Origin of the sequence: Nocardioides conyzicola, assembly GCF_039543825.1 — a bacterium.
GTDB classification, from domain to species: Bacteria; Actinomycetota; Actinomycetes; order Propionibacteriales; family Nocardioidaceae; genus Nocardioides; species Nocardioides conyzicola.
On sequence record NZ_BAABKM010000002.1, the window covers coordinates 1,687,402 to 1,701,596 of the forward strand.

At 71.3% G+C, this 14,195-nt stretch carries 17 protein-coding genes; 4 read left to right on the forward strand and 13 right to left on the reverse strand.

Features of this window, described 5'->3' with window-relative positions:
- Positions 1 to 18: 18 nt before the first annotated feature.
- From ABEA34_RS11290 to ABEA34_RS11300, 3 genes are read left to right on the forward strand one after another with little or no spacing between them, the layout of a single operon-like run.
- Complete coding sequence (locus ABEA34_RS11290) at positions 19 to 327, forward strand: putative quinol monooxygenase (RefSeq protein ID WP_345521357.1); 309 nt, start codon at positions 19 to 21, stop codon at positions 325 to 327.
- 50 nt (positions 328 to 377) lie between these two features.
- Positions 378 to 1,790 carry a purine-cytosine permease family protein gene (locus ABEA34_RS11295; RefSeq protein WP_345521358.1) on the forward strand — a complete coding sequence of 471 codons (1,413 nt, stop codon included), beginning with the start codon at positions 378 to 380 and terminating at the stop codon, positions 1,788 to 1,790.
- Entirely contained in the window at positions 1,787 to 2,251 is a 465-nt protein-coding gene (locus ABEA34_RS11300; protein ID WP_345521359.1) for a nucleoside deaminase, read from the forward strand. Before ABEA34_RS11295 ends, ABEA34_RS11300 begins: the two co-directional genes overlap by 4 nt.
- 6 nt (positions 2,252 to 2,257) lie before the next feature.
- On the opposite strand, the gene ABEA34_RS11305 is transcribed toward ABEA34_RS11300, so the two are convergent.
- From ABEA34_RS11305 to ABEA34_RS11340, 8 genes are all read right to left on the reverse strand, one after another.
- The gene (locus tag ABEA34_RS11305; RefSeq protein WP_345521360.1) at positions 2,258 to 2,581 is read right to left on the reverse strand and encodes a hypothetical protein; all 324 of its coding nucleotides are present in this window, start codon (positions 2,579 to 2,581) and stop codon (positions 2,258 to 2,260) included.
- 1 nt (position 2,582) lies between these two features.
- The gene (locus tag ABEA34_RS11310; RefSeq protein WP_345521361.1) at positions 2,583 to 3,551 is read right to left on the reverse strand and encodes an NADPH:quinone oxidoreductase family protein; all 969 of its coding nucleotides are present in this window, start codon (positions 3,549 to 3,551) and stop codon (positions 2,583 to 2,585) included.
- 22 nt (positions 3,552 to 3,573) lie between these two features.
- Positions 3,574 to 4,821, reverse strand: coding sequence for a M15 family metallopeptidase (locus ABEA34_RS11315; RefSeq protein ID WP_345521362.1), 1,248 nt, complete (start codon positions 4,819 to 4,821; stop codon positions 3,574 to 3,576).
- 69 nt (positions 4,822 to 4,890) lie between these two features.
- Entirely contained in the window at positions 4,891 to 5,067 is a 177-nt protein-coding gene (locus ABEA34_RS11320) for a hypothetical protein (protein WP_345521363.1), read from the reverse strand.
- Positions 5,064 to 5,252, reverse strand: a complete 189-nt coding sequence (locus ABEA34_RS11325) for a hypothetical protein (protein WP_345521364.1) — start codon at positions 5,250 to 5,252, stop codon at positions 5,064 to 5,066. The genes ABEA34_RS11320 and ABEA34_RS11325 overlap by 4 nt, the downstream gene beginning before the upstream one ends.
- A gap of 26 nt (positions 5,253 to 5,278) precedes the next feature.
- Positions 5,279 to 5,569, reverse strand: coding sequence for a hypothetical protein (locus tag ABEA34_RS11330; RefSeq protein ID WP_345521365.1), 291 nt, complete (start codon positions 5,567 to 5,569; stop codon positions 5,279 to 5,281).
- An 80-nt stretch (positions 5,570 to 5,649) separates the two neighbouring features.
- Positions 5,650 to 6,897, reverse strand: a complete 1,248-nt coding sequence (locus ABEA34_RS11335) for an HNH endonuclease signature motif containing protein (RefSeq protein WP_345521366.1) — start codon at positions 6,895 to 6,897, stop codon at positions 5,650 to 5,652.
- A gap of 209 nt (positions 6,898 to 7,106) precedes the next feature.
- Positions 7,107 to 7,262: a hypothetical protein gene (locus ABEA34_RS11340; RefSeq protein WP_345521367.1), complete on the reverse strand. Its 156-nt coding sequence runs from the start codon at positions 7,260 to 7,262 to the stop codon at positions 7,107 to 7,109.
- A gap of 142 nt (positions 7,263 to 7,404) precedes the next feature.
- On the opposite strand from ABEA34_RS11340, the gene ABEA34_RS11345 reads away from it, so the two are divergent.
- Positions 7,405 to 8,058: a pyridoxamine 5'-phosphate oxidase family protein gene (locus ABEA34_RS11345; protein WP_345521368.1), complete on the forward strand. Its 654-nt coding sequence runs from the start codon at positions 7,405 to 7,407 to the stop codon at positions 8,056 to 8,058.
- Here the strand turns inward: ABEA34_RS11345 and ABEA34_RS11350 are convergent.
- The 5 genes from ABEA34_RS11350 to ABEA34_RS11370 all read right to left on the reverse strand — a co-directional run bounded on the left by ABEA34_RS11350 (position 8,024) and on the right by ABEA34_RS11370 (position 14,192).
- Positions 8,024 to 9,001 (reverse strand): electron transfer flavoprotein subunit alpha/FixB family protein, encoded by a 978-nt coding sequence (locus ABEA34_RS11350; protein ID WP_345521369.1) that lies wholly within the window; start codon positions 8,999 to 9,001, stop codon positions 8,024 to 8,026. The two genes, ABEA34_RS11345 and ABEA34_RS11350, sit on opposite strands and share 35 nt — an antisense overlap.
- A complete protein-coding gene (locus ABEA34_RS11355; RefSeq protein WP_345521370.1) occupies positions 8,998 to 9,750 on the reverse strand; it encodes an electron transfer flavoprotein subunit beta/FixA family protein in 753 nt (250 codons plus the stop codon). Before ABEA34_RS11355 ends, ABEA34_RS11350 begins: the two co-directional genes overlap by 4 nt.
- Positions 9,750 to 12,260, reverse strand: coding sequence for a GcvT family protein (locus ABEA34_RS11360; RefSeq protein WP_345521371.1), 2,511 nt, complete (start codon positions 12,258 to 12,260; stop codon positions 9,750 to 9,752). The genes ABEA34_RS11355 and ABEA34_RS11360 overlap by 1 nt, the downstream gene beginning before the upstream one ends.
- A 171-nt stretch (positions 12,261 to 12,431) precedes the next feature.
- Positions 12,432 to 13,067, reverse strand: a complete 636-nt coding sequence (locus tag ABEA34_RS11365; protein WP_345521372.1) for a hypothetical protein — start codon at positions 13,065 to 13,067, stop codon at positions 12,432 to 12,434.
- 141 nt (positions 13,068 to 13,208) lie between these two features.
- On the reverse strand, positions 13,209 to 14,192 hold the full coding sequence (locus ABEA34_RS11370; protein ID WP_345521373.1) for an ABC transporter substrate-binding protein: 984 nt from the start codon (positions 14,190 to 14,192) through the stop codon (positions 13,209 to 13,211).
- Between the last annotated feature and the right edge of the window lie 3 nt (positions 14,193 to 14,195).

Below are 14,195 nucleotides of genomic sequence, written 5' to 3' on the forward strand. Positions count from 1 at the left end.
ACGCGCTACGGTCCGGACATGACCGACCTGCCTGCCGACGCCCTCCGCGTCGTCGCCACCATCCCGATCGACCCCGCCAAGACCGCCGAGGCCGCTGCCGCCCTCGCGACGCTGGCCGCCGCCACCCTCGAGAAGGAGGAGGGCTGCTACGCGTACGACGTGTTCGAGTCCGCCTCGACGCCCGGGGTCTTCGTGACGGTCGAGGCCTGGCGTGCCCAGGCCGACCTGGACGCGCACATGGGGATGCCCCACATCGCGGCCGCCTTCGAGGTCCTGGGTGGCGCCATCGCCGGCGACATCGCGATCCACCCCCTCAAGGCCCTCTGACCCAGCGGGTCCTTACACGCCCGCAACACCGGGGGCCGATACTTCCGGGCATGGAGACCGTCGACCTGCCTCTGGAGTCCCGCGACTACGGCAGCAAGGTCGCCGCCGTCGAGCCCGGCGGGGTCGAGCTGATCCCCCTCGAGGAGCGGCACGGCTCCCCGCTCCAGCTGCTGTGGACCTGGGCGTCGCCCAACCTGGAGTTCGCGACCGTCTTCGTGGGCGTGATCGGGACGCTCTTCTTCGGTCTGTCCTTCGTCCAGGCCGCGTGCGCGATCGTCCTCGGCACCGCGCTCGGGTCGCTCACCCACGGCTACCTCTCGACGATGGGGCCGCGCACCGGCCTGCCGCAGATGGTCGCCTCGCGCTCGGCGTTCGGGTTCTGGGGCAACGCCCTCCCGGCCGTGATCAGCTCGGTGATGGCCGGGATCGGGTGGTTCGCGGTCAACAGCGTGAGCGGCGCGCTCGCACTGAGCTCGTTGACCGACCTCCCGGGCGTCGTGTGCCTGCTGATCGTCGTCGGCGTCCAGGTCGTGGTGGCGTTCTTCGGGCACAACTTCGTGCACGTCTTCGAGCGGTTCGCGTTCCCGGTGCTCGCGGTGATCTTCCTGGTCGCGGTCGTCGTGGTCTTCACCAAGGCCGACCCCGGCGCCCCGGGCGGGGGCGGCGGCTTCGGCGGCTTCATGCTGCTCACCGCCGCGACGTTCGGGTACGCCGCGGGCTGGAACCCCTATGCCTCGGACTACTCCCGCTACCTCGCCCCCGACACGAGCCGGGTCAAGGTCTTCGCGTGCGCCGGGCTCGGCATCTTCCTCTCGTGCACGCTGCTCGAGCTGGCCGGGGCGGCCGCGGTGACCGCCGGGCCGGATCCGTTCTTCGGCAACCCGACCACGGCGTTCACCGACCTGCTCCCCGGCGTGCTCGGCAACCTGACGCTGCTCGCGATCGCCCTCGGCGCGGTCTGCGCCAACATCCTCAACATCTACTCCGGCGCGATGGCCTTCCTCACCCTCGAGATCCGGCTGCCGTCCCACATCCGGCGTGCACTGGTCGCGAGCGTCTTCGGCGTGATCGGCTTCTTCGTCGGCTGGAGCGGGCTGGACGACGCGGGCGCGAAGTACGAGAACTTCCTGCTCGTGATCGCCTACTGGGTCGCCCCGTGGCTCGGCGTCGTCCTCACGGACCGGCTGCTGCGCCGCGGCACCGACCCCATCGGCACCATGCTGACCCGCGGCTACCGCAACTGGGCGGGCCCGGTCGCGTTCGTGGTCGCCGCCGTGGTCTCGATCTGGTTGTTCAGCGACCAGACGAGGTACGTCGGGCCGGTGGCGAGCGCCCACCCGGGCCTCGGCGACCTGACCCCGGTCGTCGGCTTCGTGCTGGCGGCGGCGGCGTACGCCCTGCTCTTCCGGCCGCTCGCCGCCCCGGCTCCGCCGGTGCCGGCCGAGGTAGCGTCCGTCGCATGACGCTGGACATCCCCACCGCCCGCGACTGGCTCGCGGTCGCCGTCGAGGAGGCGCGGCTGGGCCTCGCCGAGGGCGGCATCCCGATCGGCGGGGCGCTGGTCGCCGCCGACGGCACCGTGCTCGGTCGCGGGCACAACCGCCGCGTGCAGGATGACGACCCGTCGATGCACGGCGAGACCTCGGCCTTCCGCAACGCCGGCCGGCAGCGGACCTACGCCGGCACCACGATGGTCACGACGCTGTCGCCGTGCTGGTACTGCTCCGGCCTGGTCCGTCAGTTCGGCATCTCCCGGGTGATCGTCGGCGAGGCGACCACGTTCTTCGGGGGCCACGAGTGGCTCGCGGACAACGGCGTCGAGGTGCTCGTGCTCGAGGACCCCGAGTGCATCGGGCTGATGGAGTCGTTCATCGCCGACCGCCCCGACCTGTGGTTCGAGGACATCGGCGTCGACCCGGACTGACGCTGCTCAGCCGATGAACGCCTCGCGGACGTCGGCGATGATCTCCTCGCGGGACACGCCCTCGGCGAGGCCGAGCTGGTCCGCGAGGTAGCCGACGACCAGTGTCAGGCCGCTGAGCAACGGTGCGACGTCCAGCTGGATCTCGGCCTCGCCCTCGGACTCGTCGAGGACGATGCCGATGGCCCCGATCTCGACGAGTCGGCCGAAGGCCTCCTGCATCCCGTCGTTGATGCGGGCGTCGTCGGCGGGATCGGCCGCCCGCACGCCGTCGAGGATGATCTGCGCCGCGAGCAGGGCGTGGGCGCGGGCCTCTGCAGCCTCGTCCGGCATCTCAGCCCCGCACCTTCACGACGGACTTGCCGAGGGTCTTGCGCTGCTCCATGTCGATCAGCGCCTGGCCGAACTCCTCGAGCGCGTACGTCGTGCCGACCGGCGGCCGGATCACGCCGGACTCCATCATCGGCAGCAGCTCGGCCCACTGCTGCTGCATGTAGCCGGGCCGCATCATGGCGTAGGCACCCCAGCCGACGCCGCGCACGTCGACGTTGTTGAGCAGCAGGCGGTTGACCTTGACCTCGGGGATGCCCTGGCCGGCGGCGAAGCCGACCACGAGCAGCCGGCCCTGGGTCGCCAGGGAGCGCAGCGAGTCAGTGAAGACGTCGCCGCCGACGACGTCGACGACCACGTCCACGCCGCGGCCTCCGGTGAGCTCCTTGACCGAGTCCCGGAACCCGTCCAGCAGGACCGTCTCGTCCGCGCCGGCGTCGCGGGCGATCGCCGCCTTCTCCTCGGTGCTCACGACGGCGATCGTGCGCGCGCCGTACCCCTTGGCGACCTGGATGGTCGCCGTGCCGACGCCACCGGCGGCACCGTGCACCAGCACGGTCTCGCCCTCGCGGAGGTCGCCGCGCTCGGCCAGCGCGAAGTGCGCGGTCAGGTAGTTCATCGGCAGCGCCGCGCCCTCGTCGAAGGACAGGCCGTCGGGCAGGGCGAACGTCGTGTCGGCGGGGCTGGCGACCAGGTCGGCGGCGTTGCCGTAGCCGGCGACACCTGCGACCCGCTGACCCGGGGTGAACCCCTCGGGTCCGGAGACGACCACGCCGGCGAAGTCGACGCCGAGCGTGAACGGCGGCTCCGGCTTCAGCTGGTACTCGCCCTTGCTCAGCAGCAGGTCGGGGAAGGAGATCCCGACGCTGTGCACCTCGACCAGCACCTCGTGGGCCTGCGGGGTGGGCTCGGGGACCTCGTTGACGACGACATCGGCGGGACCGGTGGGCTGGACGACCTGGACTGCGCGCATGGCGTCGAGGCTAGCGGCCGGGTCAGCGCGGCTCGACGAGCCGGTTCATCTCGAAGTGCATCGGGTCGGTGTAGCCCCAGTCGCCCCCCCAGGTGAAGCCCCAGCTCTTGAAGATCGCGACCACCTGGCGGTCCATCTGGCCGACGGTGCCGCGCTGGTTGCCCGGCACGTTGAGGTCGAGGGCGAGCCCGAACGCGTGGTTGGAGAGCTTGGTCGATCCGGCGATGAAGCGGGCGTTGTAGCAGCCGGCGTACTCGCCGGGATGGATCTTGTCGGCCAGGCCCTGGTCCCGTACGGCGTTGAGCGCGGCGATCAGCTGCGGGAAGATCGCCTTGTTGCAGGTGACGCTGCCCAGGATCGGCACCGTCTGCGTGGTGATGTGCTCGGCGACCCAGGCGGGGTCCGGCGCGATGCGACCGCCGGCCAGCACGCTGTAGCGGTAGACGCCGACCGCGTCGGCGATGGTGCCGACGACGACTGCGGTCTGGACGACGTTCGGGTCGATCCCGTAGCGGGCGACCGCGTCGGTCATCTGCACGGACGCCTTGCCGGCCAGCACCCCCTCGATCGCCTTGCGCAGCGTGACCGGTGCGGTGCCGCCGGTCCGGATGAGCAGCGCGTTGTCGGGCGTCATGCCGAGGTCCGGGATCCAGGTGTCGTTGACCACCGCGTCGATGAGCGGCGCCTGGGCTGCGTACGCACCGATGTGCACCTCCGGGGCCTCGGCCGTGCTGCCGAGACCGACGAAGTCGTTGTCGTCGACCGGGAGCCTCGCGACCAGCGACTTCTTGATCGCGAGCTCGCCCCGGGCCACCCGGTCCCAGATGTCCTGGCTCTCGGCGACCTCCAGGCGGGTGTAGTTGCGGTACGTCGCCGGGTCGACCGCCGCCACCTGGAGGGCGCGGTTCTGGACGATCACCTGCGCCAGCGCGATCGGCAGGACGTCCTGGACGTGGTCGAGGTGCTGGATGGCGGCGATGGTCTCCGCGTCGATCGACTTGGAGCTGGTGACGACGATGTCGGGGTAGCCGACCACGCCGGTCCGGGGACCGGGGCTGTCGACCGCGTGCGCCGGGTCGAGGGTCGGCCCGCCCGTGGGCGCCGCCGAGTCGGAGGAGCGCGGCGAGGACGCCGTACTGCTCGCCGTCGCCGTCGCCGTGGGCTTCGGCTCGCGCCCGGTGCTCGGCTCGGAACCGTCGCAGCCGGCGGTCAGGGTGGCGGCCAGGAGCGCGACGACGACCAACATCGCCCCACTGCGTGCACGCCGCATGCCGCTCCCTCCCCCCGGTGTCACTCGACCCAGGGTAGGCGGGCGGCCGCAGCGCGTCAGCCGGTCAGGTCAGGCCGACCAGAGCACGGCCTCCTTGGTCAGGTCGGCCGGCGAGTACACCCCGGTCAGGTCGGGGCGCCGCCCGAACAGGTCGGTCAGGGCCCGGACATGGCTCAGGGCCCGGACCTGGGCGAGCGCCTGGGGATCCTCGGGCAGCTCCCACGGTCGTTCGGCTGCGTGCGTCATCTCGACTCCCTCTCTCCGCCCGGCTGCCGATCGGCCCGAGCGATGAACCAGGTGGCGGCGTACGCCGCTCCTGCGGCGAGGAGCTCGACGTACCGGTCGATGACCAGGAGCAGCCCGAGCGTCCCCACGGACACGACGGAGAAGACCAACCACCACGGGTCGACGCTGGGGGTCTCCTCCACCATGGCCGAAGTCTACTGAGTTGCTCGACTTACTCAATAGTCGGTTTGTCCGGTTCGGCGGTGCGCCACCAGACCCCCAGGATCACCCAGCCGAGCAGGACCAGGGCGGCGAACGCCGACGCCAGGACGGGCATCACGCCCGCTTCGGGGTCGTACCGATGCCTCAGGAGCGCACCGAGGGTGGCAACAACGGGAACCAAACCGAGCGCGACAAGCCCGCCTCCGACCCTGAACATCACTGGACGGCGCTTGATCCGGCCCGCGACCGCGGGATGCCTCAGGACCTTGTCCGACCCGGCGTCGCTGAGGGCGTCGACCACTCCACGAACAGATGCTATCGGCGAGGTCGCGCACGTCCGCCTGTGGAAGTCGAGCCTGCGATGGGACGTGACGCGTAGGCCTAGCACCTGCGGTGGAAGCTGACCCTGCCGTTGGGCTGATGGGTCGTCTCGTACGTCGGGTCGTGGGCTCGTGCGTGGTGTCGGGGGCAGAGGAGTCCGCCGTTTGAGAGGTCGGTGTTGCCGTCGTCTGCCCAGCGGGTCCAGTGGTGTCCGTGGCACATCCAGGGTGGCCAGTCGCATCCTTCGGCGGCGCAGCCGCCGTCACGGATGGCCATCGCGGTGAGCTGGGCCTTGGTGAAGAACCGCTTGGCTCGGCCGACGTCGAGGACCTCCGACTCGCCGTTGAGGACGACGGGGAGGATCCGGGCGGTGCAGGCGAGCCGGCGGACCTGGGAGGGGCTGATGCGTTCGCCGGTGTCGAGGACCCCGGCCTTCTGCAGCTTGCCGGTCAGCACGTCGAGGTCGATGTGGATCACGATGGTGGCGTCGGTGCCGCCGACCCTCGGGAGATCCTTCGCGCTGATGCGTTCGATGAGCTCGGCGAACGCCCGGCCCATCCGCTCGGGTCCGGGGCGGCGTTCGACGCCGGGTCCGTGGGTGGCGGCCTGGTGCTTGGGTGCGGCGATCGCCAGCAGCATCTTCTTGAGCATCGCCGCCTGCACGGTCGGAAGCGTGAACCGGGCGTGGGTCTTGCCGTGGCCGTCGTCGGTCATCGTGAGCCGCATCGCCTGGGCTGCTTTGGCCTCTTCCTTCTCGAGGAGGTCGGCCTCGTGCTGGTCCGCCAGGTCCGGGGCCACGACCTCGAGGAGGCGGCGGCCGAGGATCCGCAACGTCTTCGCGTCGTGCTCGGCGGCCGCGTCGACCAGGTGCCGCTCTGCCCGGATCACCAGGTCGGGGTCGAGATCCTCGGGTAGCTCCTTCACGGCACGGAGGATCACGACCGCTTGCTCGGGTCGGAGGTCGCCGGCGGCGAGGGCGTCTCGGACGACGTCGTGTGTGTCCAGGTCGTAGCCGAGGTGCACCACCCCAGCAGCGGCCGACCGGGTGAGCCGGGTCTGGTGCGCCAACCAGGTCGCGGTCGACGTCGCGCCGACGTCCGTGCCGACCTGGAGCTCGTCGGCGTGCCGCGCGACCCGGGACCGGAGCTCGACGACCTGCGCCTCCAGCTTCGTCAGCTCCACCAGCGTCGACGCTGCTTCGCCAGAGGACATGGACCACACCGACGCATCCACCACGGCGTCGGCAACACCGCGCATCCGCGCGGTCGCCGTCGCCACCTGGTGGTGGGGTGTGGTCATCGCTGTCATGGGTCTAGCCAAGCACTGCCCACCGACAGTCAGGCGCCTCAGAAGGCCTTATCCACAGGGATTCAGGTCACGAAACGGTCACGATCTCGACCACGGGAAGGCGGCCGGAAAGCCGGGAGGCGACCGCAACCCACCGCCCGCCGTACCCGCGTAACTGCCTATCGGCGACCGACCCGAGCCGGCCCGCAGGCAGCTGACAGTCGGAGCTGTCAGGCGGACCAGCGAAGCGCTTCGGCGGTCACGTCGGCCGGCAGGTAGACGCCGGTGAGCTCCGGTCGGCGGACCAGCAGGTCGGACAGGCCTCGGGTGCGGGTGACCGCACGTGGCTCCCAGACCGGCTCGACTACGCGCTCCTCGTTGGCCATCTGACTCCCCTTGCTCCCAGGCCCGCGGGTTGTGGGCCGACCTCTCTGTGGGCACTTGTTCCCGCCTTGGCCCGGAATCACACCGACCCGGCGCGCGGTCTGGACCTGCCCACGTCGTACGCCGAGGTGGTGGGATGGGCAGGTGGAACGACTGAGGCGCTTCCCCGAGCAGGGCGTGACCGATCGGGCGGCGCTCGACGCGCTGCTCGACTCCCAGTGGGTGGGGGTGCTGTCCTGCGTGTTCGACGGCCGTCCGCTCGCGGTGCCGATGCTCTACGCGCGCGACGGCGACCGGCTGCTGCTGCACGGGTCGACCGGGGCCGGAGCGCTGCGCGGCGTGGCAGCCGGGGCGCCGGCGGTGCTGACGGTCTTCGCGCTCGACGCGCTGGTGGTGGCGCCGACGACCTTCGAGTCGTCGGTCAACTACCGGTCGGCGACGGTGCGCGGACCGCTGGAGCCGTTGGACGACGAGCGGCGGGGTGCCGCGCTCGACCTGTTCTCGGAGGTGCTGATCCCGGGCCGCACCGGCGAGGTCCGCCCGCCCCACCGCAAGGAGCTGGTGGCCACGCTCGCCCTGTCGCTGCCGATCCGGTCGGACGGGTGGCTGCTCAAGGTCGCCGACGACTGGCCGGCCACGCCGGAGGAGGCGGACGCCGAGGACGACGTCTGGAGCGGGCTGGTGCCGGTGCGGACCGTGCTCGGCGCGCCGGTCCCAGCGCCCTGGGCGACCGACCTGCCCGTCCCCGACTCGGTGCAGCAGCTCACGCAGTCCGGCGGCGCCGGATCTCCGCATTGATCGCGGGCACGACCTCGTGCAGGTCGCCGATCACGGCGTACGTCGCCTTGGTGACCATCGGCGCGTCCGGGTCGGTGTTGATCGCCAGGATGGCCTTGGCCGACGAGCAGCCCGCCCAGTGCTGGATCGCCCCGCTGATGCCGCACGGGATGTAGAGGTCCGGCGAGATCCGGGAGCCGGTCTGGCCGACCTGCTCGTGGTGCGGCCGCCAGCCGAGCGAGGTGACCACCCGCGAGACGCCGAGAGAACCGCCGACGAGCTCGGTCAGCTCCAGCAGGTCGGCGAACCCCTCCGAGCTGCCGGCGCCGCGCCCGGCGCCGACGACGACGCGGGCGGACTTCAGGGTCCCGGACAGGTCGGGCTCGGGCTCCTCGCTCGAGACCACACGCGCGACCAGGTCGGCAGCCGCGATCTCCGGCGTGTGGACGACGACCTCGGCCGCACCGGGCGCGTCCGCGGGCGCCGCCTCGACCGCGTGCCCGGCGACGGTGAAGACGGCCGGGCGGTCGCCCAGCCGCATCTCCTCGAGCGCACCGCCACCGACGACCTGGCGGGTGACCACGAAGGGCGACAGGCCGCTGAACGACAGCACGTTGGCGGCCATCGCGACGCCCTCGCGGGCGGCGACGTGCGCCATCACCTCGTTGCCGCGCGGGGTGCCGGCGGCCATCACCACGACCGACGACCCGCGAACGCCCTTCAGGCCGGCGGCCCAGGCGGCACCGGCGTACGACGCGTAGGCGTCGCCGCTCAGCGCGTGCACCGTGCGGACGCCGTACGCCGCGAGCGTGGCGGCCAGGTCGGGCGACGGCTCACCCACGACGACGGCGTCGACGGGGACGCCGCCGCCCTCGGCGGCCAGGGAGCGCGCGAAGGTGATCGCCTCCTGGGACACCTCGACCGCTTCGCCGGTGGGCGTGGTCTCGACCAGGACGACGATCATCGCGCCAGCACCCCCAGCTGCTCGAGCAGGTCGACGACGGCGGGCGCGGCGTCGGCGCCCTTGCCGAGGATCTGGACGTCGGACGCCGTGGGCGGCGGGAGCAGCAGCCGGACGCGCGACGGTCCGACCGGCTCGGCGGTGGGCCGGCGCTCGTCGATCGGGACCTTCTTGGCCTTCATCCGGCCGGGCACGGTCGGGTAGCGCGGCTCGACGCCGCCCTCGAGCACGGTGACGACGGCGGGCAGCGGCACCCGGTAGGTCTCGTGACCGTCCGGGCCGGCGCCCTCGGCCGTGACGACGCCGTCGGCGACCGACACGCTGGAGACCCCGTTGACCACCGGGCGGCCGAGCTCGTAGGCGAGCCGGATGCCGACCTGGAAGTCGCCGCTGTCGGCCGCGTCGTTGCCCAGCAGCACGAGGTCGTGGTCGCCCGCGACGGCGGCGATCTCGCGGGCCACGTCGGACGGCCCGAAGGTCTGGGCGTCCGCGACCACGTGGACGGCGGCCGTGCAGCCGACGGCCAGCGCCGCGCGCAGCTGCTCGACCGCGTCGGCGTCGCCGAGGGTGAGCACGGTCGCCGTGCCCCCGGTCGCGGCGGCGATCTGGACGGCGAGCTCGACGGCGCACTCCTCGTGGGCGCTCATCGTGAAGCCGGCGTACCGGCCGTCGACGCCCTGACCGTCCTCGGTGAGCACGACCTCGCTCGACGAGTCGACGACCCGCTTGATGCAGACCAGCACCGAGACCATCAGCGGATCCGTGAGTTGTCGGGGTCGAGGAGAGCCGTCGCGTCGACCGAGCCAACGGTGACCGGGTAGAGCTCCTCCATGTAGGAGACGCTCAGCCGGTTGCCGATGGACGCCTCGGCCGGCGGCAGGTAGGCCAGCAGCACGTGCTTGCCGAGCGACGGGGCCGACCCGGCCGAGGTGACGTACGGGTGGTGACCGTGGCCGTCGGTGAAGGGCTCGCCTGCGGCGGTCAGGATCGGCTCGCCGCCGAGCATGTAACGCTTCACGCCGCTCGCCGACGTGTGGTCGTCGACGACCAGGGTGCACAGCACCGACTGGACGGGCGCCTCGCGCTGGGCGAGGTAGGCATCGCGACCGACGAAGTCGGCGGCCTTCACCTTCGGCCGCTGCATGCCGGCCTCGACGATGGTCCGCTCCGCGTCGAGCTCGTAGCCGAAGGCCCGGTAGCCCTTCTCGAGCCGACCGGTCGTCCCGTAGACGCCGATGCCGACGGGTACGGCGCCGTGGCCGGCGCCCGCCTCGAGCAGGGTCTCCCAGAGCGCGGCGGCGTCGTCCATCGTGACGTACAGCTCCCAGCCGAGCTCGCCGACGTACGAGATCCGCGAGGCCAGGACGGTGGTGCCGTCGACGTCGATCGAGCGGCAGGTGAGGAAGCCGAAGCCCTCGTCGGACACGTCGTCGGAGGTGAGCGAGGCGAGGATGTCGCGGGCGCGCGGTCCCCACAGCCCGATCGTCGACACCTCGTCGGTGTGGTCGGTGATCGTGGTGGCACCGTCACCCGGCAGCTGGTTGCCGAACCACTGCAGGTCCGCCCGTCCGTGCGCGCCGCCGGTGACGACGCGGAAGTGGTCGTCGCCGAGCCGCATCACCGTCAGGTCGGAGAGGAAGCCACCCTTGGCGTCGAGCACGGGCGTGTAGATCACCTTGCCGACCGCGACGTCGCACTGCGCGACGCAGGTGCGCTGCACCGTGTCGAGCGCGCCGGGGCCGGTGACGTCGAAGACCTGGAACGCCGACAGGTCGATCACGCCGGCGGCCTCGCGCATCCGCAGGTGCTCGGCGTTGATGATCGGGCTCCACCAGCGGGCGTCCCACTCGTGCTCGCGGGGCAGCACGGCGTCGCCGTACTGCTCGAGGAGGCCGGCGTTGGACTCGTACCAGTGCGGCCGCTCCCAGCCCGCGGTCTCGAAGAACACCGCGCCGAGCTTCTGCTGCGACGCGTGCATCGGCGCGAGCCGCTGGTCGCGGTCGGACTCGTACTGCTCGGCCGGGTGGATGATCCCGTAGGTCTTGATGAAGGACTCGGTGGTGCGCAGCCTGGTGTGCTCGCGGCGCATCTGGTGCGGGTGGAAGCGCGCGATGTCGCTGTGGTGGAGGTCGATCTCGCTGTGGCCGTGGGTCATCCACTCGGCGACCGCGCGCCCGACGCCGGGGCCCTCCTTGATCCACACCGCCGAGGCGGTCCAGAGGCCCTTGACCAGGCTCTCGCCCAGGATCGGGTTGCCGTCACAGGTCAACGACAGCAGGCCGTTGATCGCGTAGCGCATCTCCGCACCCTCGGCCCCGAGCAGCTCGGGCATCAGCTCGTAGGCCTGCTCCAGCTGGGGGTCGAAGTCGTCGGAGGTGAAGGGCATCTCCGTCGGCGACAGCTTGGCCTGCTCGATCGAGGGGATGTCCTCCGGCTCGTGCAGGATCGCGCGGTGGGCGTAGGAGCCGACCTCCATGTCGGCGCCGTGCTGGCGCTCGTAGCAGAACGTGTCCATGTCCCGGATGATCGGGAAGGAGATCTCGCCCTCGCGCTCGGCGAGCTGCGGGCACGGGCCGACGCTGATCATCTGGTGCACCGCGGGCGTCAGCGGGATCGAGATCCCGGCCATGTCGCCGATCTTGGGGCTCCACACGCCGCACGCGATCACGACGTGCTCCGCCTCGATGTCACCCCCGTCGGTGCGCACCCGGCGGATCCGTCCGTCCTCGACGTCCAGGCCGACGACCTCGACGGTGGGTACGACGGTCAGCGCGCCGCTGGCGAGCGCGCTCTCGCGCATGAGCGTGCCCGCGCGCAGGGAGTCGACCACGCCCACGCTCGGCGTCCAGAAGGCGCCGATGAACTGGTCCTCCTCGATGAAGGGGACCTTCTCCTTCACGAACGCCGGGCTGACGAGCTCGGCCTCGATGCCCCACGCCTTGGCGCTCGACATGCGGCGGCGCAGCTCCTCCATGCGCTCCTCGGTGCGGGCGATCTCGAAGCCACCGGACTCGGTGAAGACCCCCATCTCCTTGTACTGCCGCATCGAGTCGAGCGTCAGGTCCGTGATCTCCCGGGAGTGGTCCACCGGGAAGATGAAGTTGGAGGCGTGGCCGGTCGAGCCGCCCGGGTTGGGCAGCGCTCCCTTGTCCAGCTGCACGATGTCGCGCCAGCCGAGCTCGGCGAGGTGGTGCACAAGGCTGTTGCCGACGATGCCGGCGCCGATGACGACGACCTTCGCGGACGCGGGGACGGTGGCCATGACACTCCTCGTTGCATGATACGCAACACAGTGCGCAATACGGAACGTTCTCAAGCATCCGGTCGGCGCCGGGTCCGTGTCAAGGGCGCGCGCCAGCACCGACGGGCCGGACCCACCGGCATCCGTCGGACGAACCGCGCCGGCGCGAGGGCGCGGCGGCGGCGTACGCGCTCAGCAGCCTCCGGCCAGCGTCGCGGCGTAGGCCTCGGAGCCGGAGCGGTACCTGGAGTGCGAGCACCGGGCGACGCCGGAGAAGGTGGCCCGGGTGAAGGTCTTGAGCCGACCCGACCGGAGCTCGCCGTGCGGGAAGCGACACTGCAGCCGGTGCCAGTGCATGCGGAAGTAGTCGACGCCCTCGTAGAAGACGAAGCGCTGCGCCCGGCTGCGCGCGGGGATGTGGAACGTGTCGGAGACCGTGGTGGTCGTGGTCGACTCGCGGAGATGGGCGACCGACGCCTTCACGGTGACCGACGCCTTCGCGAAGAACGCGCCGGCCTCGGAGTGGACCTCGGCGCCGCCCTCGAGCTTCGTCGACACCTTCTTCACGAAGCTGACCGAGCGCGTCCGGTCGAAGGACGCTCCCGGGTCCAGGCGCACCCGGTCGGCGTGGGTGATCGCGTACGTGTGGGAGTCGAGGGTCACCCAGCGCTTCACGCGGAGGTCCTCGGCGTCCTTGGTCGAGCACGAGTGCGATCCGCGGGCGCTGCTGCTGGTCGCCACCGGGCTCTGGGCGGACGCGTCGCCCGGGGCGAGCACTGCCAGAGCGATAGTCAGTGTGGCGAGCACGGACGTGATGCGTCGAGCCATGGACGGCCTCCCCCGAGTCTGCTGAATCCCGTGGCTGGGGTCTTCCCCGTGGCCGGTCGGGGGAAACGCACGGGACCGTGCGCGGGCGGCCGGAGTCGCTCCGGCCGCCCGCCGGTCCCGGGTGGGGTCCCGGGTGTGCCCTCAGCTCTGCCAGGCCGCGACCTTGTCGGGGTTGTCCGCGATCCACTTCGCCGCGGCTTCCTCCGGGGTCATCTTGTCCGCGGTGATGTACTTGGCGACCAGGTTCTGGTCGTCGTTGGTCCAGGTGAACTTCTTGATCAGGTCGGCCGCGGTGGAGCCCGAGTCCATGAAGTCCTTGGCGGCGACCTTCTTCAGCTCGGTCTCCGCGTAGTCGCACGCGACCTCCGACTTCTTGGCGTCGCAGCCCTCCTTGTACTCGGGCAGCTTCACCCGGTCCATCGGCACCTCGGCGTGGATGTACTGCGGCTCCCAGAAGTAGCCGATGAGCCACTCCTTGTTCTCCTGGGCCTTCTTGAAGGCCTCGACGGTCGCGGTCTCACCGCCGGCGAACACCACCTGGTAGTCGAGCCCGAGGTTCTTGATGATCGCCTCGTCGTACTGGGTGTACGTCGGGTCGGACCCGAGGAACTGGCCCTTGCCACCGGACTCGGAGGTCTTGAACTCGGCTGCGTACTTGTTCAGGTTGTTCCAGTCCAGGATGTCCGGGTGCTCCTGGGCGAGCCAGTCCGGGACGTACCACCCGATGATCCCGACGTTGCCCGGCGACCCGAGATCGACGGCGTAGCCGTCGGCCTCCGCTGCCTTGAGCTCCTCGGCGTGCGACCACTCCTCGAGGATGACGTCGCCGTCGCCCGACTTCAGCGCCTGGTACGACGGCCCGCCCTCCTTCAGCTCCACGTAGGAGACGTTGCAGCCGAGCTCGTCTGCGGCGACGGCGCCGACGACGTACGCGTCCGCGGTGTAGCCGACCCACGGGTTGACGATGATCTTGAGGTCTCCGCACTCGCCGCCGGCGGCGGCCGCCTTCGACTCGTTCGTCTTGGTCTCCTCGTTCACCGTGCCACCGCCACAGGCCGTGAGCGCGACCACGGCACTCGCGGCGACGGCGACGAGTCCGGCTCGCTGCCTGTTGAGAATCCGCACCAT